Origin of the sequence: Streptomyces sp. NPDC046821, from assembly GCF_040645335.1 — a bacterium.
Taxonomy (GTDB): Bacteria; Actinomycetota; Actinomycetes; order Streptomycetales; family Streptomycetaceae; genus Streptomyces.
The window spans coordinates 120562-141136 of record NZ_JBEYYB010000017.1 but is presented as its reverse complement, the minus strand read 5'-3'; the positions used below and the strand labels follow the sequence as shown (position 1 = coordinate 141136).

Annotated in this window: 24 protein-coding genes; 8 read left to right on the top strand and 16 right to left on the bottom strand. The window is 70.3% G+C overall.

Features of this window, described 5'->3' with window-relative positions; all coding sequences use genetic code 11:
• Positions 1-41 precede the first annotated feature (41 nt).
• From ABZ893_RS31275 to ABZ893_RS31260, 4 genes are all read right to left on the bottom strand, one after another.
• Positions 42-1088: a TIGR03571 family LLM class oxidoreductase gene (locus ABZ893_RS31275; protein WP_361410577.1), complete on the bottom strand. Its 1047-nt coding sequence runs from the start codon at positions 1086-1088 to the stop codon at positions 42-44.
• Between the two features lie 117 nt (positions 1089-1205).
• The gene (locus ABZ893_RS31270) at positions 1206-2036 is read right to left on the bottom strand and encodes an aldo/keto reductase (protein ID WP_361410574.1); all 831 of its coding nucleotides are present in this window, start codon (positions 2034-2036) and stop codon (positions 1206-1208) included.
• A gap of 15 nt (positions 2037-2051) precedes the next feature.
• Complete coding sequence (locus tag ABZ893_RS31265; RefSeq protein ID WP_361410571.1) at positions 2052-2408, bottom strand: nuclear transport factor 2 family protein; 357 nt, start codon at positions 2406-2408, stop codon at positions 2052-2054.
• Positions 2408-3637 (bottom strand): MFS transporter, encoded by a 1230-nt coding sequence (locus ABZ893_RS31260; RefSeq protein WP_361410568.1) that lies wholly within the window; start codon positions 3635-3637, stop codon positions 2408-2410. The genes ABZ893_RS31265 and ABZ893_RS31260 overlap by 1 nt, the downstream gene beginning before the upstream one ends.
• Positions 3638-3787: 150 nt before the next feature.
• Here ABZ893_RS31260 and ABZ893_RS31255 point away from each other — a divergent pair, with 150 nt between their 5' ends.
• The 4 genes from ABZ893_RS31255 (at position 3788) to ABZ893_RS31240 (ending at position 6654) form a co-directional block, all read left to right on the top strand.
• Positions 3788-4258, top strand: a complete 471-nt coding sequence (locus ABZ893_RS31255) for a MarR family transcriptional regulator (RefSeq protein WP_361410565.1) — start codon at positions 3788-3790, stop codon at positions 4256-4258.
• The gene (locus ABZ893_RS31250) at positions 4255-5184 is read left to right on the top strand and encodes an NADP-dependent oxidoreductase (RefSeq protein WP_361410562.1); all 930 of its coding nucleotides are present in this window, start codon (positions 4255-4257) and stop codon (positions 5182-5184) included. Before ABZ893_RS31255 ends, ABZ893_RS31250 begins: the two co-directional genes overlap by 4 nt.
• 411 nt (positions 5185-5595) lie before the next feature.
• Positions 5596-6237: a hypothetical protein gene (locus tag ABZ893_RS31245; RefSeq protein WP_361410559.1), complete on the top strand. Its 642-nt coding sequence runs from the start codon at positions 5596-5598 to the stop codon at positions 6235-6237.
• 189 nt (positions 6238-6426) lie between these two features.
• Entirely contained in the window at positions 6427-6654 is a 228-nt protein-coding gene (locus tag ABZ893_RS31240) for an LD-carboxypeptidase (RefSeq protein WP_361410556.1), read from the top strand.
• Between the two features lie 254 nt (positions 6655-6908).
• Here ABZ893_RS31240 and ABZ893_RS31235 read toward each other — a convergent pair whose 3' ends face one another.
• From ABZ893_RS31235 to ABZ893_RS31225, 3 genes are all read right to left on the bottom strand, one after another.
• Positions 6909-7811, bottom strand: coding sequence for an aminoglycoside phosphotransferase family protein (locus ABZ893_RS31235; RefSeq protein WP_361410553.1), 903 nt, complete (start codon positions 7809-7811; stop codon positions 6909-6911).
• Between the two features lie 376 nt (positions 7812-8187).
• A complete protein-coding gene (locus ABZ893_RS31230) occupies positions 8188-8808 on the bottom strand; it encodes an MFS transporter (RefSeq protein ID WP_361410550.1) in 621 nt (206 codons plus the stop codon).
• Complete coding sequence (locus tag ABZ893_RS31225; RefSeq protein WP_361410547.1) at positions 8795-9061, bottom strand: hypothetical protein; 267 nt, start codon at positions 9059-9061, stop codon at positions 8795-8797. The genes ABZ893_RS31230 and ABZ893_RS31225 overlap by 14 nt, the downstream gene beginning before the upstream one ends.
• A 239-nt stretch (positions 9062-9300) precedes the next feature.
• Between ABZ893_RS31225 and ABZ893_RS31220 the strand changes: the two genes are divergently transcribed.
• The gene (locus ABZ893_RS31220; protein WP_361410544.1) at positions 9301-9918 is read left to right on the top strand and encodes a helix-turn-helix domain-containing protein; all 618 of its coding nucleotides are present in this window, start codon (positions 9301-9303) and stop codon (positions 9916-9918) included.
• Positions 9915-11162: an MFS transporter gene (locus ABZ893_RS31215; protein WP_361410541.1), complete on the top strand. Its 1248-nt coding sequence runs from the start codon at positions 9915-9917 to the stop codon at positions 11160-11162. The genes ABZ893_RS31220 and ABZ893_RS31215 overlap by 4 nt, the downstream gene beginning before the upstream one ends.
• Here ABZ893_RS31215 and ABZ893_RS31210 read toward each other — a convergent pair.
• The 5 genes from ABZ893_RS31210 to ABZ893_RS31190 form a co-directional block, all read right to left on the bottom strand.
• The gene (locus ABZ893_RS31210; RefSeq protein ID WP_361410538.1) at positions 11153-12073 is read right to left on the bottom strand and encodes an SGNH/GDSL hydrolase family protein; all 921 of its coding nucleotides are present in this window, start codon (positions 12071-12073) and stop codon (positions 11153-11155) included. The genes ABZ893_RS31215 and ABZ893_RS31210 overlap by 10 nt on opposite strands.
• Positions 12074-12134: 61 nt before the next feature.
• Positions 12135-13148 (bottom strand): hemolysin family protein, encoded by a 1014-nt coding sequence (locus ABZ893_RS31205; protein ID WP_361410535.1) that lies wholly within the window; start codon positions 13146-13148, stop codon positions 12135-12137.
• Positions 13145-14485, bottom strand: a complete 1341-nt coding sequence (locus ABZ893_RS31200) for a hemolysin family protein (RefSeq protein ID WP_361410532.1) — start codon at positions 14483-14485, stop codon at positions 13145-13147. The genes ABZ893_RS31205 and ABZ893_RS31200 overlap by 4 nt, the downstream gene beginning before the upstream one ends.
• Before the next feature lie 254 nt (positions 14486-14739).
• Entirely contained in the window at positions 14740-15165 is a 426-nt protein-coding gene (locus ABZ893_RS31195) for a GNAT family N-acetyltransferase (protein WP_361410530.1), read from the bottom strand.
• Positions 15166-15216: 51 nt separating this feature from the next.
• Positions 15217-15690 (bottom strand): HD domain-containing protein, encoded by a 474-nt coding sequence (locus ABZ893_RS31190; RefSeq protein WP_361410528.1) that lies wholly within the window; start codon positions 15688-15690, stop codon positions 15217-15219.
• Positions 15691-15799: 109 nt separating this feature from the next.
• Between ABZ893_RS31190 and ABZ893_RS31185 the strand changes: the two genes are divergently transcribed.
• Together ABZ893_RS31185 and ABZ893_RS31180 are read left to right on the top strand one after the other, a co-directional pair.
• Positions 15800-16027, top strand: a complete 228-nt coding sequence (locus ABZ893_RS31185) for a toxin-antitoxin system HicB family antitoxin (RefSeq protein WP_361410526.1) — start codon at positions 15800-15802, stop codon at positions 16025-16027.
• 49 nt (positions 16028-16076) lie between these two features.
• Entirely contained in the window at positions 16077-16415 is a 339-nt protein-coding gene (locus tag ABZ893_RS31180; RefSeq protein WP_361410601.1) for a fic family toxin-antitoxin system, toxin component, read from the top strand.
• A 22-nt stretch (positions 16416-16437) separates the two neighbouring features.
• On the opposite strand, the gene ABZ893_RS31175 is transcribed toward ABZ893_RS31180, so the two are convergent.
• The 4 genes from ABZ893_RS31175 to bioB all read right to left on the bottom strand — a co-directional run bounded on the left by ABZ893_RS31175 (position 16438) and on the right by bioB (position 20485).
• Complete coding sequence (locus ABZ893_RS31175) at positions 16438-17118, bottom strand: class I SAM-dependent methyltransferase (RefSeq protein ID WP_361410523.1); 681 nt, start codon at positions 17116-17118, stop codon at positions 16438-16440.
• 171 nt (positions 17119-17289) lie between these two features.
• Positions 17290-18015: a dethiobiotin synthase gene (gene bioD, locus ABZ893_RS31170; RefSeq protein WP_361410520.1), complete on the bottom strand. Its 726-nt coding sequence runs from the start codon at positions 18013-18015 to the stop codon at positions 17290-17292.
• A 6-nt stretch (positions 18016-18021) separates the two neighbouring features.
• Entirely contained in the window at positions 18022-19302 is a 1281-nt protein-coding gene (locus tag ABZ893_RS31165) for an adenosylmethionine--8-amino-7-oxononanoate transaminase (protein WP_361410517.1), read from the bottom strand.
• Positions 19295-20485 (bottom strand): biotin synthase BioB, encoded by a 1191-nt coding sequence (gene bioB, locus ABZ893_RS31160; RefSeq protein ID WP_361410514.1) that lies wholly within the window; start codon positions 20483-20485, stop codon positions 19295-19297. Before bioB ends, ABZ893_RS31165 begins: the two co-directional genes overlap by 8 nt.
• Positions 20486-20575 lie beyond the last annotated feature (90 nt).

The following is a 20575-nucleotide window of genomic DNA, read 5'->3' as shown; positions in this document are numbered from 1 at the left end:
ACCGCGCAACCCGATCATCGTGTCAGTGACCTCCCCCACGGTCACTCGCCGAAACGTGCGGCGGAACACCTGCGGGCAGGGTCCGCCGCCTTCCCGGGGGAGGGGAAGTGCGGCAGAACCGTCTCGGCGAGCTCCCGCAGGACCTCGTCCACGGGACGGTTGCCGGGGCGCAGGTTGAACGACACATGGGCGACACCCAGCTCGCCCATCGCCCGCAGATGCTCCACCAGCGCCTCACGGCCGGTCCGCAGACCGAGCCGGATCGGAGTCGCCGGGGTGGACGGATCCTCGGTGAGGTCCAGCTGCATGGGCGTGAGATACGGCTTCGGCGCCTTAGCCGTCAGCTCCTGCCACTCGCGCGTCTTGAGCTTCAACGCACCCAGCGGACGCGGGTAGTTGAGCGACGCGTCGGCGTTCTTCGAGATCCACTCGGCGGACTGCTGGGCGTGCCCGGCGATGGCGACGGGGATGGTGCGGCCCGTCGGCTTGGGCAGGACGTCGAGCCGTCGGTCGGCACCGAGCCCGAACTCCGGAAGGCTCATGCCCTCGTCCCCGGTGCGCCCGGCCCACGCGGCACGCAGGATGGCGACGCCCTCGCGGAACGTGGCGCCCCGGGCCTGGAAGTCCTCCCCGAACAGGGGGTACTCGACCGGCCGGTCACCACTCGCGAGACCGAGGACGAACCGGCCGCCGGACAGCACGTCGACCGTGGCCGCGGCCTTGGCGACCAGCAGGGGGCGGCGCAGCGGCAGCACGACGGCAGCCGTCCCGAGCACGGCCCGCTCGGTGATCGCCGCGAGATGTCCCAGGTGCGTGAACGTCTCGAAGACGGAACCGGCGTCGCCGAAGTGCTCGGGATCGTAGAGCGGCACGTCCCGCACCCAGAGCCCCGCGAACGCCAACTCGTCCGCCAGGCGGGCCAGTTCGGCGTGCCGGGTCAGGTCCGGGACGCCGAAGGGGCGGTCCAGGGCCCGGTCGGCGCGCAGCCGGGTCGCGCCCCAGTCGTTGTCGAGGGGCAGTTCGAGACCCAGGGTCGGCAGGCCCGCGGGGTTCACGAGCCGGTCGAGGGCGGTGGGGGCTTCAGACATGACAGGTACAACTTTCGGGCGCGAGAGGGGCGACGCGAGACGGCCGGGGCGGGGCGGCGCGGGGTCCGCACCCCACGGCGAGGGGTCTGCCGCCCCGCCCCGGCCGCGTCGGAAGGGTCAGTTGAGCTCGTCGGGGTGCGGGCCCGTGCGCAGGTCGCGGTCGAGACCGGCGATCGCGGTCATCTCGTCGTCCGTGAGGACGAAGTCGAAGACGTCGAGGTTCTCGCGGATGCGGGCGGGCGTCACCGACTTGGGGATGACGATGTTGCCGAGCTGGAGGTGCCAGCGCAGCACGACCTGCGCGGGCGACTTGCCGTGGCGCTCGGCGATCGTGGTGATCGCCTCGTCCTTGAGGACGGCGCCCTGGGCGAGCGGGCTCCACGCCTCGGTGGCGATCCCGAGATCGGCGTGCACGGCGCGCAGCTCGCTCTGCTGGAGGCCGGGGTGCAGCTCGACCTGGTTGACGACCGGCACGAGGCGGGTGCCTTCGAGGAGGCGCTTGAGGTGCGCGGGCTGGAAGTTGGACACGCCCGCGGCCCGGATGCGGCCGTCGGCGGCCAGCTTCTCGATGGCCTTCCACGACTCGCCGTAGAGGTCGCGGGCCGGGGTCGGCCAGTGGATCAGGTAGAGGTCGACGTAGTCCAGGCCCAGCTTGGCGAGGCTCGCGTCGAAGGCCTTGAGCGTGGCGTCGTAGCCCTGGTCGGCGTTCCACAGCTTCGTGGTGACGAACAGGTCCTCGCGGGCGATCCCGGAGCCGGCGAGGGCGCGGCCGACGCCGGTCTCGTTGCCGTAGATCGCGGCGGTGTCGATGCTGCGGTAGCCGGCCTCGAGGGCGGAGGAGACGGCGGCGGTGGTCTCGTCGTCCGGGACCTGGAAGACGCCGAAGCCGAGCTGGGGGATCTCGACGCCGTTGTTGAGGGTGACGGTGGGGATGGTGGACGGTGCCATGGTGGGTGCGGCCTTTCAGGCGTTGCTGGTGGGACGGGGGGTGAGGGTGTAGCGGACGGTCTGGGCGCTGATGAGGCCGTCCTTGAAGACGAACGTGTCGACGCCGTCGGTGACCTGGTGCTCGGCGCTGGTCGCGGTCCACTCCAGGAACAGCACGTCCCCGGCGAAGTGCGGCGTCAACTGCCAGTCGGCGTCGGGGAGATCGGCCAGCAGCCGGCCGATGCCCTCCTGGACTCCCTGGCGTCCGGTGAGGACGCCCTCGGGGGTGACGAAGACGGCGTCCTCGGTGTAGTTCTGGCTGATCTGGTCGAGGTCACCGGTGCCCAGGCGGTTGCCGTGGTCGGCGAAGACCTGCTGCGGGGTGCGGTGCATCAGGACAGCTCCTTGAGTGCGGTGGGGGCGGACGTCGGTGCGCTCTCGCGCGCCGGGGACCCGGCGACGACGCGTCCGGCGGTGCGGCCGCGGCGGTCGAGGCGGGCGGCCAGGAGGGCGAGCAGCAGGGCGGTGCCGGAGAGCAGGGCGCCGACCCAGTTCGGGGCGGTGAAGCCGAGGCCCGCGGCGATCACGATGCCACCCAGCCAGGCCGCGAGCGCGTTACCGAGGTTGAACGCGCCGATGTTGGCGGCGGAGGCGAGGGTCGGCGCGGCCGAGGCCTGGTCGAGCACCCACTTCTGCAGCGGCGGCACGGTCGCGAAGCCCAGCGCGCCGATCAGCGAGAGGGTGATCGCGGCCAGCACCTTGTTGTGCGCGGTCGCGGTGAACAGAAGCAGGGCCACGGTCAGGCCCGCGAGGGCGGTGAACAGCATCGGCATGAGCTGGCGGTCGGCGAACTTCCCGCCGATCAGGTTGCCCAGGAACATCCCGACGCCGAACAGGACGAGCAGCCAGGTCACGGCGCCCGCGGTGTAGCCGGCGACCTCGGTCATCATCGGCGTGATGTAGGTGATCGCGGCGAACACACCGCCGTAGCCGAGGACCGTCATGGCCATGGCCAGCCACACCTGGACGTTGCGGAACGTGGCGAACTCGCTGCGTACGCTCACGGACTCGGGGCGGCCCGTCGCGGGCACCAGCTTGGCGACGCCCAGGAAGCCGATGACGCCGAGCGCTGCGATGATGACGAACGTGACGCGCCAGCCTGCGGCCTGTCCGACGTACGTACCGCCGGGGACGCCGATGATGTTGGCCACGGTCAGGCCCATGAACATGAGGGAGATGGCCGAGGCCTTCTTCTCGGGTGCCACCAGGTCGGCGGCGACCACGGAACCGATGCCGAAGAACGCGCCGTGCGCGAGGGAGGCGACGACCCGGCCGATGAGCATGACACCGAAGCTCGGCGCGAAGGCGGACACCGCGTTGCCGATGACGAACAGTCCCATCAGGAACATCAGCATGTTCTTACGGGACACCTTGGTCCCCAGGACGGTCAGCAGCGGCGCGCCCAGGACGACACCGAGCGCGTATCCGGAGACCAGCCAGCCGGCCGTGGGGATCGTGACCCCGAACTCGTTCGCGACCTGGGGCAGCACGCCCATGATCACGAATTCGGTGGTGCCGATCCCGAAGGCCCCGATGGCCAGGGCCAGGAGCGCGAGAGGCATGGGGAGCCGCCTTCCAAGTGCTTGCGTGGGGCGCTTACGTCGGACGACAATAGTTGCAAGCGCGGGATAAATGCAAACGCACGTAGAGCTGGCGCGCATTTATCTCTCTGTGCAACTATTGAGGGCTACGGCCCGCTGAAGGAGGCCCCGATGACCGCAACCGCCCCCGCGCTCACCGCCCTGGCTCAGGGCTGGTGCGCGCTCTCCCTGCTGCACGGAAGGATCGAGTCCCACCTCGAGCGCGCCCTGCAGGCCGAGCACGGCCTGAGCGTGCGCGAGTACTCGCTCCTCGACGTCCTGAGTCGCCAGCACGACGGAGTAGGCGGTCACCTGCAGATGAAGCAGGTCGCGGACGCCGTCGTCCTCAGCCAGAGCGCCACGACCCGCCTCGTCACGCGCCTGGAGGACCGCGGACTCCTGGAGCGCTACCTGTGCCCCACCGACCGCCGCGGGATCTACACCAACGTCACCGAGGCCGGCCTCGCACTCCTCACCCGGGCCCGCCCCACCAACGAGGCCGCCCTGTGCGAAGCACTCACGGAAGCCGCCCGGGACCCCCGCCTCGAACCGTTGGTACGCACCGTCGAGACCACATCGACGCCGGTGGTGACCGCCGGATGAAGGCGGTCACGCTCGACGCGTACGGCGGACCGGAGGCGCTGCGCCTGACCGACCTCCCGGACCCGAAGGTGGCCCCCGGCGAGGTACTGATCCGCGTCCGGGCCGCAGGCGTCAACCCGGTCGACTGGAAGCTGGCCCAGGGCGGCCTGGACCCGCTCTTGGAGACCCACTTTCCCCTGATCCCCGGCTGGGACGTGGCCGGAGTGGTCGAACGGGTCGGCTTCGACGTCGAGGAGTACGCGCCCGGCGACGAGGTCTTCGGCTACATCCGCAAGGACGCCGTCCAGTTCGGCGCCTACGCGGAATTGGTCTCCGCGCACGTCCGGATGCTGGCCCGCAAACCCGCCACACTCACCTGGGAACAGGCCGCGGGCATCCCGCTCGCCGGCCTCACGGCCTACCAGGCCATCAAGCGGGTGGGCGTCGGCGCCGGTGACACCGTCCTCGTCCATGCAGCCGCGGGCGGAGTGGGCTCGCTCGGCGTCCAGATCGCGGTAGCCCTGGGCGCCCGAGTGATCGGCACGTCGAGCGCCCACAACCACGATTTCGTACGGGAGTTGGGCGCGGAACCAGTCGCCTACGGCCCCGGACTGGAAAACCGCGTGACCGAACTGGCCCCCGAAGGCATCGACGGGGCACTCGACTTCTTCGGCGGAGACGCGGTGGACACGTCCCTGCGCCTGCTCACGCGCCCGGACCGCCTCGCGTCGATCACCAACGCCGAGGCGACGGCGAAGGGCGGCCACTATGTGTGGGTCCGCCCGGACGCGACGGACCTGGCGGAGCTTGCGGGGCTGGCGGACGCGGGGAAGCTGGCGGTGCATGTGGACCGGGTGCTGCCGCTGGGGGAGGCGGCGGAGGCGTGGCGTCTGAACGCCGACGGGCATACGCGGGGGAAGTTGGTGTTGTCGGTGGGGGAGTACTGAGGAGCACGCTCTTAGCCACTTCGAGGCGGAGGACTGAGAGTTCCGGCCGGCCTTCAGGCCGCCAGGCGCGCGGGCCCTCGTACGGCAGCAACTCGCGCTTCGCCGGGCGGTCGTCGCCGGACCGCAGCGCGGCCGAGCCGAAGCCCTTGAAGGTAGGGAGCGCTGGAGCGGAGCGGGACGCCAACGTCTGGTGCGAGATCCCCGGCGTCCTCCCACAGATGCGGAGTGGGTGAGCGACAGCCATCCGGCCTAGGTACTGGCGGGTTCTCGTATTCAACTGTCGCGACTTCGCCGAGGAGCCCAACCGGCTGGAGACACTGTACGGACTCCAGCGGCATACGACTCCAGGGCTCGTTGCCCCCCGTCGTCGACCACGGCCAGGGACTTCGACTCCGCTGATAGATTCCTGCGGTGAGCGAGCAACTGCCCAGCGGCGGCATGAAGCTGTCACCTGACGAGATCGAAGCCCTCCACGCCAGGTGGTCATCCTGCTGGACCCCGAGTGAGGTCGCGCAGCGGCTGGCCGGGATCAGCACGCCCTGGTGCGTGGCCGCGGGCTGGGCGCTGGACTTGTTCCGAGGCGCGCAGACGCGCGCTCATGGAGACATCGAGATCGCGATTCCGGCCGCGAGTTTTCCCGAGGTCCGCCACCGCTTCCCCGGATACATCTTCGACGCCGTAGGCAGCCGCCGGATCTGGGAGGACGCCACACCGGAGGAGCTGGCCGGCGTGCACCAGACATGGCTCCGCGATCCGGACAACGGAAACTACCTGCTCGACGTGTTCCGCGAACCGCACGACGGCGACACCTGGATCTGCCGACGCGATGAGAGGATCCGGCTTCCCTACAGCGACATCGTCCGTCACACCCAGGACGGCATCCCGTATCTGGCGCCCGAGCTGGTCCTGCTGTTCAAGGCCAAGCACGCCCGCCGAAAGGATCAATCAGACTTCGAGGCGACGGTCCCGCACATGACTTCAACTCAGCGAGAGACCCTGGCCGAGCTACTTGCCCGCGTACACCCGGGACACCCCTGGAGCGCGGGCCTGTAGCCCACGCTCTACTGGCGAGGTCGCATGTTCAAGCCTCGCGTATCCGCTGAAGGCGGCCTGGCTGGAATGACAGTGAGTGATTGATGAGACGGCTCACCTCCGGCACAGCGAGTGTAAGAAGATCCCGCCAAGGACACCTGCGACAGTCATCAGACCCTGCGATCGCAGCGGTTACGGCCCGGGGATCGAGTGCGGATCGTCTCTCCAGCCAGTCCGCCCAGCCGCGGGGGAGTCGCCCGTGGCGTCGAGCTACTGAAGTCATGGGGGCTGCGGGTCGACTTGGGCGAGCACGTCTTCGACCGATGGGGGTACATGGCTGGCCGAGACGAGGATCGCGGGAACCCTGACGGTTCAGCCGGCCGTCGCCTGACATCGACCGCCTCGCTCAGCGTGGAAGGCCCACGCGGGGGTGATTGATCGGCCGGTCACTCACCATGTGTGGCCGCCGGCGGGGCGTATCGGCTCCAGGTGCCTCGTGCCTCGTGCCTCGTGCCTCGTGCCTCGTGCCTCGTGCCTCCGGCTTCGGTGACCAGGCAGGTAGTGGTCTTGTCGTGGTAGCCGAGTGCTTTGGCGACGACATGGGCTGGGGCTTGGAGGACGAGGTGACGGATCGATGAGGTCCGGTCCGGGGGACACCGAGTTCGCGTAGTCCGAGGACCGTCGCTGCGTGTCTACATCAGACCGCCTCTCAGAACACGATCGAGTGCTGCCCGGCCTGCGGGTCCCCATGTCGGCTTGCCGCCAGGAAGGCCCCGGTCTCCGTTCTGGCCCATAAGCATGAGAAACAGGCTCTTCAGGGCGGCCAGCCCGCGGGCGCGCCGGATCGTCCCTTGGTCCGCCTGCGCGTATGCGTCGAAGAAGCGTGAGGAGGCGCCCGCGGGAAGGATGACCCACGCGGCGGCGAGGTCCCACGCCGGATCGCCGGCGAACATGGCATCGAAGTCGATCACGCCCGAGAGCGTCCCGTCCGAGACGACGACGTTCGCGGGATGCAGGTCGCCGTGCACCCACAGCGGCGGGCCCTCCCACTCGGGCGCCGCGACGGCGTCGTCCCAGACGGCTCGGACCTCGTCGGCGAGGTCGTCGGTGACGACGGCGTGGAACAAGTGGTCAAAGCCGTCCGTGCACTTATTCGGGTGGTCGCCGCGGTCCTGACTGATCGGCGCGTCTTCGGGCGCCTCCACGTGGAGTGCGGTGAGGAAGGCCGCCAGTGTGTCGGCCGCGTGGTCGCCGCGGCTGATGGAGGTGTGGTCCAGCGGCTCGCCGGGGACCCACGTCATGATGGTCCAGGGCTTCGGGAAGCGCGCGGACGGTTCGCCGATCCGTACCGGGTTGGGGACCGGGAGCGGTAGGCGCGGGGCGAGGATGGGCAGCCACCGGCACTCCTTGCGCAGGAGATCCGGGGCACCTTCTGTACGCGGCATACGCACCGCCAACTCGTCCCCAAGACGCCACATTTGGTTGCCCCACCCACCCGCCACCTCGCGGAGGGCCAGCCCCGCGAGGTCAGGATGCTGGTCCCGCAGCAGGTCACGGACCAGGTCCGAGGTGATCTCGATCTCGACGTCGCTCATGCGACGCCACGGTACCGGTGCGCCGGCACAGTATCCGCTGGCGATCCGCTACCGGTGAGCCACCCGAAGCGGTGGCCGACGGCGGCAACTCCACGATAAGAAACGGGGAGTTGGAGCTGGTCGAGAGGTCCTGGAAGCCGTCCAGGAACAGCTCACGGGCGGCCGGGGTGGGCTGCGGCTCGCCGAGGACGCAAAGACGCAAGCCGGCGGTGGTGAAGGCATCGGGCATTCATTTTCCAACCTCGGTCTGAGCTGGCCAGATGCAGGCGACGCGTGGCTGCCTGATCAGGCAGCCCTGTGCAACCTCTCGAGCCTTTGACGTGCACGTGTTCCTGCTCGTAAGCCTGCGGCAGGTCGCGCTCGCGGCGCATAGGACTTACAGCGAGGATGAGCCAACAGGGCGCGACCACAGCCGTCGTGATCCAATGGCCGGCCGGTACCCGACGGCGTCGCCGAGTATGCCGCCGAGCAGGGATCCGAGCGGGACGGTGCTGTGGTTGATCATCATTGCCGTCGCCACGACCCGGCCGAGCATGTGCGGCGGGCAGTAGGTCTGCCGAAAACTGCCGACCACGATGTTGGCCACGGAGATACCGATCCCGATGAGGAAGGCGCCTATCCCGAACAGCAGCAGTCCCGGCCCGGCGGTGGTCATCGGCAGGAGCAGTGCGAACGGCGCGGTGGCGGCCTGAAGGAACAGCAGCCCGCGCGAGGTGCCGAACAGGCGGGTGACCCTGGTCGCCACCAGGGCGCCCGCGATGCCGCCGGTGCTGCCGCTGGCCAGCAGCAGCCCGACCATGGCCGGGTTGACTCCGACGGTGCGAACGAGGAATACGACTTGGACTGACTGGTAGCCCATCAGCGCCATGTTGATCACGGCGCCCCAGGTGACCATCGGCCGCAAGTAGCGGTCCCGGCTTACGAATCGGAGCCCTTCGATGATCTGCCGTCGGAGAGAGTGGCGTTCGTCGTCGGGAGCGCGGTCAGGCCCGACCACCCTGATCCGCTTCAGGCATACGGCAGAGGCAAGGAACGTCGCACACCGCCGCGGTGATCACGCCGACGGCAGTGGAGTTGGCGTCCAGCACCACGACCGCCATCAGCGGCAAGGCCACTACGGTGACGCTGTTACCCAACCCACTCACGGTCTCGCCTATCCAGAGCAGGCGGAAATCCCTTTGGGCGCATACTCCCCAGCGTGTTCGGTGCCGGTCCGGTGTGCCATGCATCGGGTCCACCAAAGCCATCATGCTGTGAGCTCTGACAACCTGTCATTGAGTTGACTGGGAGCCTCGCCCAGGCCGTCCTCTGCCAGCGGCTGACCAGCTCAGGCTGAGCCTTGAAACGGCGTAGGCCACTTGGTGGCCCACCGACGCGATCAGCCGGACGCCGGGCCGAAGCAACTCCTGCCGGAACTTGGCCACATGAGTAAGCCAGGCTGATAACAACAACTCTTTCGAAAGAGTTGTTGTAGGTCTACCCTCGGCGCATGGCTGTTTCCCCTGGCGACTCACCCAACTCGGCCTCGGGGCCGGACATTCAACTGGACACCGCCGCATTGCGCGTGTTGGCCCACCCGATGCGGATAAACGTGCTCGCGCTGTTGCGCCAGGGCGGCCCGTCGACAGCGACCCAGGTCGCCGAGGAGCTGGGCATCAAGCCCGGGGCCGCGAGTTATCACCTGCGTCGCCTGGCAGCGGGCGGGCTCATCGTGGAAGAGTCGGGCCGCGGCAGCGGACGCGAACGGTGGTGGAAGGCGGCCCATCGCCAGTCGATCCACGATCCGGCATCCGGGGCTCCGGAGCAGCGGGAAACCGGACGCGCGTACGCCCATGCCGTGGCCCTCGCCTCTGCCGAGTGCTTGCATACGGCGGCGCAGGAGGTGCCGCTGTTGCCTGAGGAGTGGTTCGACGTCAGCACATTCGGCGACTTCGTCCTGCGGCTGAGCCCGAAGGAGGTCGCCCGGATGCGAGACGAGGTCTTCGCGCTGATCTGCCGCTACCGGCAGGCACAGGGTGTGGACTCGGAGGAGCTCGCACAGGTGGCGGTCCAGGTACAGATATTCCCGGTGCCCGGCACCATCGCGCCGCGGTCCGCCGGCTCATGACAGGCCCGAATATAGCCGCTGTGCGGCCGGCGTACCGGGACGGCAACGTGCTGCGCTGGCTTGCCGCGTACACCGCGTCGGTCACCGGTGACGTGGTCTATTTCCTGGCGCTGTCCTGGTCCGCCACCCGCATAGCCGGTCCGTCGCAGGCGGGCCTGGTGGTCGCGGCCGGAGCCCTCCCCCGTGCGGTGTTCATGCTCGCCGGGGGCGTGGTGGCCGACCGGTTCGGCCCTCGGCGGGTCGCCGCGGCGAGTGACGCCACCCGCTGCCTGGTCATCCTGGCCTCCGCCGCCGCGCTGGTGTGGGCGGCGCCGGGGATATGGCTGCTAGTACCGCTCGCTCTGCTCTTCGGCGTGGTGGACGCGGTGTTCATGCCTGCCGTGGGCGCGTTCCCGCCCCGGATCACGACGCGGGAGCAGCTCGTCCGCGTGCAGGGTATGCGGGGACTGTCGATCCGGTTGAGCAACTCCGTCGGCCCAGCTGTGGGAGGCATGGCGCTGGCCACCGGCGGGGCGGCCGGTGCCTTCGCAGTGGCGGGAGTCCTGTTCGCCGTATCGCTCGTCCTCCTCCTCACCGTGCGTGTCGCACCCGCCTCCGCCCCGGAATCTTCCGAACACCCCAATCCCTGGCGAGAGTTGGCCGACGGGCTGCGGTATGTCCGCCGTCACCGGATACTCGCCCCGCTCGCGGGGGTGATCGGGCTGAGCGAGATGTGCTTCAGCGGCCCCGTCGCCCTGGGCCTGGTACTGCTTGCGGACGAACGAGGCTGGGGCGCCGCGGGAACGGGGTGGATGGCGAGTGCCTTCAGCATCGGGGCGGCGGTCGCAGCTTTATGGATCACTGTTCTTCCTCGAATTACCCACGCTGGGCCAGGCGTCATCGCCGCGCTGCTGGTCACCGCCACCGCCACGACAGTCCTGGGGTACACACCGTCCCTGCTGACCGCCACCGCGCTCACCGTCATGATCGGCCTGGCCAGTGGCACTACCGTGACGCTCACCAGCGCCTTGGTCCAGGCAGAGGCCGACCCCGACTACCTCGGCCGGGTCACCTCACTGACGACACTGTGCACACTGGGCCTGGCACCCGCCCTCTTCCCCATCGCGGGTGTCTCGGCGCAAATATGGGGAGCGGCAACCTTCTTCACCGGGTGCGGCATGATCAGTCTGCTGGCAGCCGCGCTGGCCGTCGCGGTCCCGGCCCTGCGGCACGCCAGACTCCAAAGCAGAGGCGCTCAATCCTGACCGGACGAGGTGTCAGCCCGGTAGACATCCGCGATGCTGTGCCGTTTGTCGGCGTCCTCAACGGATTGGGGCCCCACCCGTCGCCAGTCCGTGACCGGGCCGGGGTTTGTGTGGTCCTCAGGGGTGACCCAGAAAGCTTTGCCCAGTTCGGCGCTGAACTGGGCGCCTGTTCGGCCGTCGCCCGAGGAGCGGCCCGTGAGGCGGCGGCCGATCCAGGGGACCAGGTGCCGGCGTGCGAAACGTGCGTCGGCTGCGCGGCGTGCGGCCCAGTTCGGCGGGACCGTCGGCGGAAGCATCGCCTGCCAGTCGTCCTCGGGGTCGTGGCCCAGCGCCTGCCACACGGCCTCCGCGACCCGGCGGTGGCCCTCGGCCGTCAGGTGCAGTCGGTCCACGTCCCACAGGCGCGGGTCGCCGAGGACCGGCGCCCCGTACAGGTCCACGACCACCGCGCCGTGCCGGGCGGCGAGCTCGTCGATGCAGGCGAACAGCTCCTCCATGCGCGGCCGGAAACGCTCCATCACCGGTCCGTTGCGGCCCGGGCTGCGCATCAGGACGAGCCGCTCGCACGCCGGGGCCAGCTTCTCGACGGCCTCTTCGAGGAGGCCGCGCACCCGGCCCATGTCGACCTTGGGGCGCAGCGTGTCGTTGAGCCCGCCCACCAGCGTGATGACGTCGGCGCCCATCGCGGCCGCCGCGTCGACCTGCTCGTCGACGATCTGGCCGATGAGCTTGCCGCGCACGGCGAGGTTCGCGTAACGGAAGCCGGGAGCGTGCTCCGCCATCCGGCCGGCCAGTACGTCGGCCCAGCCCCGGTAGGAACCGTCGGGCAGCAGGTCGGACATGCCCTCGGTGAACGAGTCACCGATCGTGACGAGGCTGCTGTAACTGGTGTGGTTGGCATTCTTCTGCATGGCGGAAGTGATGGTAACGAGCTGCGCCCGCCCATGCGCCGTCACCCCCGGCAGACCACCCTCACACCGGCTGCCCGAACAGCTCCCTCAGCACGTCCTCCATCGTCACCAGGCCGGCGAGCTTCCCGTCCGTGCCGAGGACCGCGGCCACATGCGTGCGGCTGGCGCGCATCGCGGAGAGGACGTCGTCGAGCGGTGTCGTCTCGCGTACGCGCGCGATCGACCGTATGTCCGGGACCCGGAACGGAAGGTCGCGCGGCGACGCGTCCAGGGCGTCCTTCACGTGCAGATAGCCGACGATGCCGCGGTTGTCGTCGACCACCGGGAAGCGCGAGAACCCGGTCTTCGCCGACAGCTGCTCCAGCTGCTCGGGCGTGACGCCCACATGCGCGTAGACCACCCGCTCAAGCGGCAGGACGACGTCCTTGACCGGGCGGCGGCCCAGTTCGAGCGCGTCGTGGAGGCGTTCCTGGGCGCGGCCGTCGATGAGCCCGGCGTCGCCGGAGTCCTTCACGAGGCGGGCCAGCTCGTCGTCCGAGAACGTCGCCGCCACCTCGCCCTTCGCCTCCACGCGCAGCAGCCGCAGCAGCGCGTTCGCGAAGGCGTTGATCGTGAAGATCACCGGGCGCAGCGTCCTCGCCAGCGTCACCAGCGGCGGCCCCAGCAGCAGCGCGGTACGCACCGGCTCGGCGAGCGCGACGTTCTTCGGGACCATCTCGCCGAACAGCATGTGCAGATACGTGGCCAACGTCAGCGCGATCACGAACGAGATCGGGTGGATCAGGCCGTGCGGCACCCCGATCCCGTCGAACACGGGCTCCAGGAGGTGGGCGATGGCGGGCTCGGCCACGATGCCGAGCACCAGGGTGCACAGCGTGATGCCGAGCTGGGCCGCGGCCAGCAGGTCCGACACGTGCCGAAGACCCCACAGGACGGCCTTCGCGCGCCGGTCGCCCTCGTCCGCGTGCGGCTCGATCTGGCTGCGGCGCACGGAGATCATGGCGAACTCGCCACCCACGAAGAACGCGTTGACGACCAGCGTCGCCAGGCCGATCAGGAGCTGGATCGCGGTCATCGGTTCCCCTCCGGGGTGTCGTCGGACTCCTCGGGGAGCGGCGCGTGCAACAGGACGCGCGCCGCGCGGTGCCCCGTCGCGTCCACGATGTCGAGGCGCCATCCGGCCACCTCGACGCTGTCGCCGACGGCCGGGATACGTCCCAGCTCGGTGGCGAGGAGCCCGGCGAGCGTCTCGTATGGGCCGGCCGGTATCCGCAGACCGACCCGCTGGAGCTGGTCGGTGCGGGCGGCGCCGTCGGCCGAGTAGAGGGCGCGGCCCTCGTCGTCCGTGCCGGCCGGGGCCAGGTCGGGCGTCTCGTGCGGATCGTGCTCGTCCCGCACCTCGCCGACGACCTCCTCGACGATGTCCTCCAGCGTGGCGACGCCCGCGGTGCCGCCGTACTCGTCGATGACGACGGCCATCGTGCGCTTGCCGGAGAGCCGGTCGAGGAGCCGGTCGACGGTCAGGGTCTCGGGTACGAGCAGCGGCTCGCGCATCAGGTCGGACACCGGACGGCGGGCGCGCAGTTCGGCGGGCACGGCCAGGACGTCCTTGATGTGCGCGACACCGACGACCGAGTCGAGGTTGCCGCGGTAGACGGGGAACCGGGACAGGCCCGTGGCCCGCGTCGCGTTCGCCACGTCCTCGCAGGTCGCCTGCGCGTCGAGCGCGACGACCTGGACGCGCGGCGTCATGACGTTCTCCGCGTTGAGGTCCGCGAGGTTCAGGGTCCGCATGAAGAGCTCCGCGGTGTCCGCCTCCAGGGCGCCCTCCTCGGCGGAGTGCCGGGCCAGGGCCACCAGCTCCTGCGGACCGCGCGCGGAGGCCAGTTCCTCGGCGGGCTCTATGCCGAGGCGGCGCACCGCGCGGTTCGCCGTGCTGTTCAGGTGGGTGATGAAGGGGCGGAACGCGGCGCTGAACCAGCGCTGCGGGGTCGCGACGTGCCGGGCCACGGTCAGCGGCGACGAGATCGCCCAGTTCTTCGGGACGAGCTCGCCGACGACCATCAGGAAGACGGTCGACAGGGCGGTCCCGATGACCAGCGCGACGGAGCTGGCGGTGGACGTGGAGAACCCGAGGCTCTCCAGGGGACCCGCGATCAGCTTGCCGATCGACGGCTCGGCGAGCATACCGACGACCAGATTGGTCACCGTGATGCCGAGCTGGGCGCCGGACAGCTGGAAGGTCAGGTTCTTCACGGCCTTCAGGGCGCCCGCGGCGCCACGCTCACCGCGTTCGACGGCACGCTCGAGGCCGCTGCGCTCGACGGTGGTGAGGGAGAACTCGGCCGCGACGAAGGCGCCGCAGGCCAGCGAGAGCAGTACCGCCACGGCGAGCAGGAGCACTTCGGTCATCGGGTCACCTCCGTCCCATGATCGGGCAGGGAGGTGGGTATCGCGCGGTGTCGCGCACGCCGGGTACGGCTGGTGCAGCGGCTACTGGGAGGCTCGCCCATGGGCGGACGCTCACACCTTTCGGGTCGGGTCGTGTCACAGGACCTGCCGCCGACCGGAGAGCCGGCGGGAAACAGGTGGAGCTCCATGGTAAAGGGTCGGCAAAGGTGCCGGGTCGCGGCGGGATCGCAGGACCCGGCGCACGCTTCCGGAAGTCAGCTCTCGAGGTGCTTGACCCAGCGCGTCCACTGCTCCTCGGGCCCGTAACCGGCGGCACGCCACGCGTGCTGAGCGCTCTCGTTACGGTCCAGAACCATGGCGTCCCCCCGACGCCCGCCGAGCTGAACGAACCGTTCCTCCGCCGCGGCGAGCAGCGCCGACCCCACACCCTGCCGCCGCGCGTCCGGCCGCACCGCGAGCCGGTACAGATGGCACCGCCACCCGTCGAACCCGGCTATGACCGTGCCGACGAGGTCACCGTCGCGCTCCGCGAGCAGCAGGCACTCGGGGTCGCGTGTGACGAGCCGGGTCATGCCGTCGCGGTCGTCGCTGATGCTCGTACCTTCGGCGGCGTCACGCCAGAACCGCAGCACGGTGTCGATGTCGGAGAGGGTGGCAGGACGGATGTCGAGATCACTCATGGAGTGAGCCAAGCAGGGCGCACACCTGCCTGGCGAACCGATTTTCCGGGGTCAGACCCCCGCGCTCCTGGACCACCCGCGCGACTCGCCCTCGTCGATGAGGCGCCGCCCGGCCTCCCAGAGCGAGGCGGACGCGTCGCCGATCACCGCCTTCCGGCCGCGGACGTCGTCGGCCGTGACGCCCGGCGTGCGCCAAGTCCCGCCGCGCGCCATCCAGTTGAGGAGCAGCGGCTGCAGCCGGTCCATGGCCTTGGCGAACCTGGCCTCGGGGGTACGGCGTTCCTCGAACTCGTCCCACAGGGCCCGCATGTGCTGAGCCTGGTCCGGCGGAAGCAGGCTGAAGAGTTCGCCGGCCGCGGCGACTTCCCGCTCCTCCTGATCCAGGCCCGCGGCACTGTCGTACAGCGGGGTGTCGCCCGCGTAGATCTCCACGAGATCGTGCAGCAGGACGAGCTGCACGGTGTGCCCGACGTCGATGGGCTCGTCGGAGTGTCCGGCGAGGAGCCACCGGCGTTCACTGCTCACGCACCCACGCACCCACGCACCCAGCACCCACGCGCTCCCGTACCCACAGATCCCCGGCCCGCTCCCGACGCTCTTGCCCGTGCTAGCACCGCAGCGCTAGCTTGAAGGTATGGCCAAGACCCAGCTGAACGTACGGGTGGACGAGGACACCGCCCGAGCCGCGCGTGAGCGGGCGCTCGCTCGCGGGGTGAGCGTGAACCGGTACATCGAGGAGCTGGTCCGACAGGACGCCGGCGAGGTGGGCGGGACCTTCGTCGAAGCCGCCGCCGACTTCATGAAGCAGTACGAATCCGTGTTCGCCGAAGAGTTCGGCACGGCAGAAGAAGGCCGACGCTGAACCCTTGAGGGAACCGAAGAACGTGCGTATCGACCTTGCCTGGCTGCTCATGGTCGCCGAACAGAAAACCCCCGGAGACCCGCAGGTCACCGACTGGGGCGCGCTCGTCGCCGCCGTCAGCCGGCACGAGGCGGAGATATTCGGGACCGCCGTCTACGACAGCCCGCACGCCCGCGCCGCCGCACTGCTCCAGCTGCTGCTCCACGTCCCGGCCCTCGAACGCTCGAACGCGATGTTCGCGTCAGCCGTCGCCTACGCCTACCTCGTCGCCAGCGGCCTCAAGGTCGCCACCTCGCCCGACCAGGTCCGTGACCTCGCCCGCCTGGTCAAGGACGGCACGGCCACCGTCGACGACATCGCGGAGGAACTGCGCAAGTGGAGCCTGTGAGACTGAGCTCTCTGCCCGGTTCTCACCCCACCTCCGGCCTCTTCCGCGCCGTCCCCACCACGCAGTACGACATCGGCAGGTGCGGACCGCGACCCTCCGGCACCCACAGGGACCGGTAAGAGCCCACCTCGAATCCGGCCTCACGCAGCGCGCCGACCGTGTCCCGCCCCACGTGACAGCCGCCGAAGAGATGAGGCCAGAGTGTGTGGTCCATGACGGCCTGCGTCGTCCGCATGGCCCGGCCCGGCGCCCGTACGTGCTCCAGGAACCGGACCTCGCCGTCCGGCCGAAGTACGCGCTTCACCTCGGCGAGCGTCCGCGCCACGTCTCGCACGCTGCACAGCACGAGCGAGAGGACGGCCGCGTCGAACGCCTCGCTCTTCACAGGAAGCGCCTCCGCCGCGCCCGGCACGACGTCCACCGGGACTTCCGCCCGCTGCGCCGCGGTCACCGCCAACTGCCGCAGTGCGCGCTCGGGTTCGATCGCGACGACCTCGGAGACAGTCGCGGGGTAGCGCGGGAAGTTGAGCCCGTTGCCCGCGCCGATCTCGATCACCCGGCCCGAGAGCCCGTCGAGCGCCTCCGAGCGGAGAGGGGCGATCGCGGGCTCGGCGGACACGCTGAACCGGGCGTAGAACCGGGCGAACACTGGGTGATGCACGGCGTCGCGGCCCACCTTGCCGCGAACGGGACGACGCACCATGACTCCTCCGGAGGACGGTCGGTCAGGACGGTCTGCACGGGGATTGTTCCCCCGACTCAGGGACCGGACCCGTAGGCGCGAGCGGAGAGCTGTCTTTGGCAGAGTTCGGCCGCCGCGGCGCCGAAATCCTGGCCCAGATCTGCCAATGACCGCTCCCTACGCAGCCCCGCCCTACAGCGTCCCCGCCACCCCCGCCGCGAACGCCCGCCCGTCCCACGTCCCGTTCAGCTCACGCGCCAGCCAACTCGGCGCAGATTCGCGGAAAGTCCCGGAAAGCAGCGCCCCCGCCCTCTCCGGGATCGCGCCCAGAAGGGGCGCTCCCGAGACCTCCGGGAGGTCGGTCACGTTGCAACGGGCCGCCAGGTCAGGCTCCTTCGGCCAGCTTCCGACGACGACTCCGAGCGGGGTCAGACCCCGCGCGCGGAGCGCCTCCGTAGTCAGCGCCGTCGTATTCAGTGTGCCGAGGCCCGCCGCCGCGACTACGAGTACCGGGGCGCCGAGCGTCCTCGCCGCGTCCGCGAGGGTGCCGCCGTCCGCGTCGAAGCGGACGAGCAGGCCGCCCGCGCCCTCGACCAGGACGAGGTCGTGCTCGGCGGCCAGCTTTTCGGCGGCTTCCGCCACCTCGTGCGGGCGCACCGGGGGGAGGCCGGCGCGGAGCGCGGCCGTCGCCGGGGCCAACGGATCGGGGTAGCGGGCCAGTTCGAGCGTGGTCACCCCGCCGCTGACCAGGTGCGCGACCTCGTCCACGTCACCGCGCTCACCGGGCACGACACCCGTCTGCGACGGCTTGAGGACGGCAACAGATCGCCCCGCGGCGAGCGCGGCGGCGGCGACCGCCGCCGTCGTGACCGTTTTCCCGACCTCGGTTCCGGTCCCCGTGACCACCAGTACCGTCATGTCCGTTCAGCCCTCCCGCGCGGCCGCGCACACCGCGCGCCCGATCCGTGCGACATCCTCGTCCCCCGTGATGTACGGAGGCATCGTGTAAATGAGGTCGCGGAACGGCCGCAGCCACACGCCCTCGCGTACGGCGGCCCGTGTCGCCGCCGCCATGTCGATCTCGTGGTCCAGCTGGACGACGCCGATCGCGCCGAGCACCCGCACGTCACGCACCCCGGGCAGCTCCGAGGCCCCTTCGAGCGAGGCCCGGAGCCCCGCCTCGATCCGCTTGACCTCGGTCGCCCAGTCCTGGGCGAGGAGCAGGTCGATCGAGGCGCAGGCCACCGCCGCCGCGAGCGGGTTACCCATGAACGTGGGCCCGTGGGCGAGCACCGGCACCTCGCCCCGCGAGATCCCGTCCGCGACGCGCGGCGTGCACAGCGTCGCCGCCATCGTCATATAACCGCCGGTCAGCGCCTTGCCGACGCACATCACGTCCGGCGTCACCCCGGCGTGCTCCGCCGCGAAGAGGGCACCCGTACGCCCGAAGCCCGTCGCGATCTCGTCGAACACGAGGAGGACGTCGTGCGCGTCGCAGGCCTCGCGCAGGACGTTCAGATACGCGGGGGAGTGGAACCGCATCCCGCCCGCGCCCTGCACCACGGGCTCCACGATCACGGCGGCGAGCTCGTGGGCGTGACGCCCGATCAGGTCGTGCAGATGATCCGCGTAAGCCTGGTCGTACTCGGTCGGGGGCGCGTCCGCGAAGACCTGGACCGGGAGCGAGCCCGACCACAGTTCGTGCATCCCGCCCTCGGGGTCGCACACGGACATCGGCTGCCAGGTGTCGCCGTGGTAGCCGCCGCGCCACGTGAGCAGGCGGCGCTTCTCGGGCCGGCCGAGGGAGCGCCAGTGCTGGAGGCACATCTTGACGGCGACCTCGACGGAGACCGAGCCCGAGTCGGAGAGGAAGACGTGCTCCAGACCGTCGGGTGACATGTCGACAAGGCGCTTCACGAGCCCGACGGCGGGCTCGTGGGTGAGCCCGCCGAACATGACATGACTCATCCGGCCCAGTTGGTCGCGCACCGCCTCGTTGAGCACGGGGTGGTTGTAGCCGTGGACGGCCGACCACCACGACGCCATGCCGTCGACCAGCTCGCCGCCGTCGCCGCCGAGCCGGAGCCGTACCCCGGCCGCCGACTCGACGACCAGCGGCTCCTGCCGCCCCGGCATCGGGCCGTACGGATGCCAGACGTGCCGCCGGTCCAGGTCGAGCAGTTCGGCTACGGGAAGATCACGCATTGGGGGCGAGGTCCGTCCCGGCGCCGCGGCGGCGGACGGTCACCAGATCGGTGCGCGCCTCGGAAGCCTCGGCCGGCTCAGGGGCGGTGTGCGACCCGCACCCGCCACCGGACCCGCAGGCGTCAGCGGCGGAACCGCAGGCCTCGGCCTCGGAAGCCTCCGACCCGCACACGCCCCCCGCGCGGTGCTGCGGCAGCGTCACCTGGTCGGCGCCCTCGACCTCGAAACCGGCGTCCGCGATCATGTCGAGGTCGGCCTGGCCGGCCTGGCCCTCACTCGTCAGGTAGTCGCCGAGGAAGATGGAGTTGGCCAGGTGCAGTGCGAGAGGCTGCATCGAGCGCAGGTGCACCTCGCGGCCGCCCGCGATCCGCACCTCGACGTCCGGGCACACGAACCGGACCATCGCGAGGATCCGCAGGCAGCGCTGCGGCGTCAGGTTCCACTCCTTGGCGAGCGGCGTGCCCTCGAACGGGATCAGGAAGTTGACCGGCACCGAGTCCGGGTCGAGCTCACGCAGCGAGTAGGCGACGTCGACCAGGTCCTCGTCGGTCTCGCCCATGCCCGCGATGAGCCCGGAACAGGCGGACAGACCGGCCGCGTGGGCCTTCTGCACGGTGTCGACACGGTCCGCGTACGTGTGCGTCGAGGTGATCTCGCCGTACGTGGACTCGGAGGTGTTGAGGTTGTGGTTGTACGCGTCGGCGCCCGCTCCGCGCAGCCGTTCGGCCTGGCCGTCGGAGAGGAGGCCGAGGCACGCGCACACCTCGACGCCCTCGTTCTGCTCCTTGATCGCGCCGATCGTCTCCGAGACGCGGTCGACGTCGCGGTCCGTCGGGCCGCGCCCGGACGCCACCAGGCAGACGCGCTTCGCGCCGCCCGCGACACCGGCCGCCGCGGCCTTCGACGCCTCTTCGGGCTTCAGCCACGTGTACTTGAGGATCTCGGCCTTGGACCCGAGCCGCTGCGAGCAGTACGAGCAGTCCTCGGGGCACAGGCCGGACTTCAGGTTCACCAGGTAGTTGAGTTTCACCCGGCGCCCGAACCACTGCCGCCGCACCTTGCCGGCGGCGGCCACCACATCGAGGAGTTCGTCGTCGGAAGTCGCCAGAACGGCGAGCGCTTCTTCACGGCTCGGCAGCTCGCGCCGCAGCCCCTTGTCCACCAGCGTGTTCAGCAGGTCCATGGCCTGATCCTGGCCTACGTGCCCTGCTCAGGCCAAGGAGGCTTCGGACAACTCTGCTGCGTTCGGGGTGTGGGTATCGCCACACCCTGG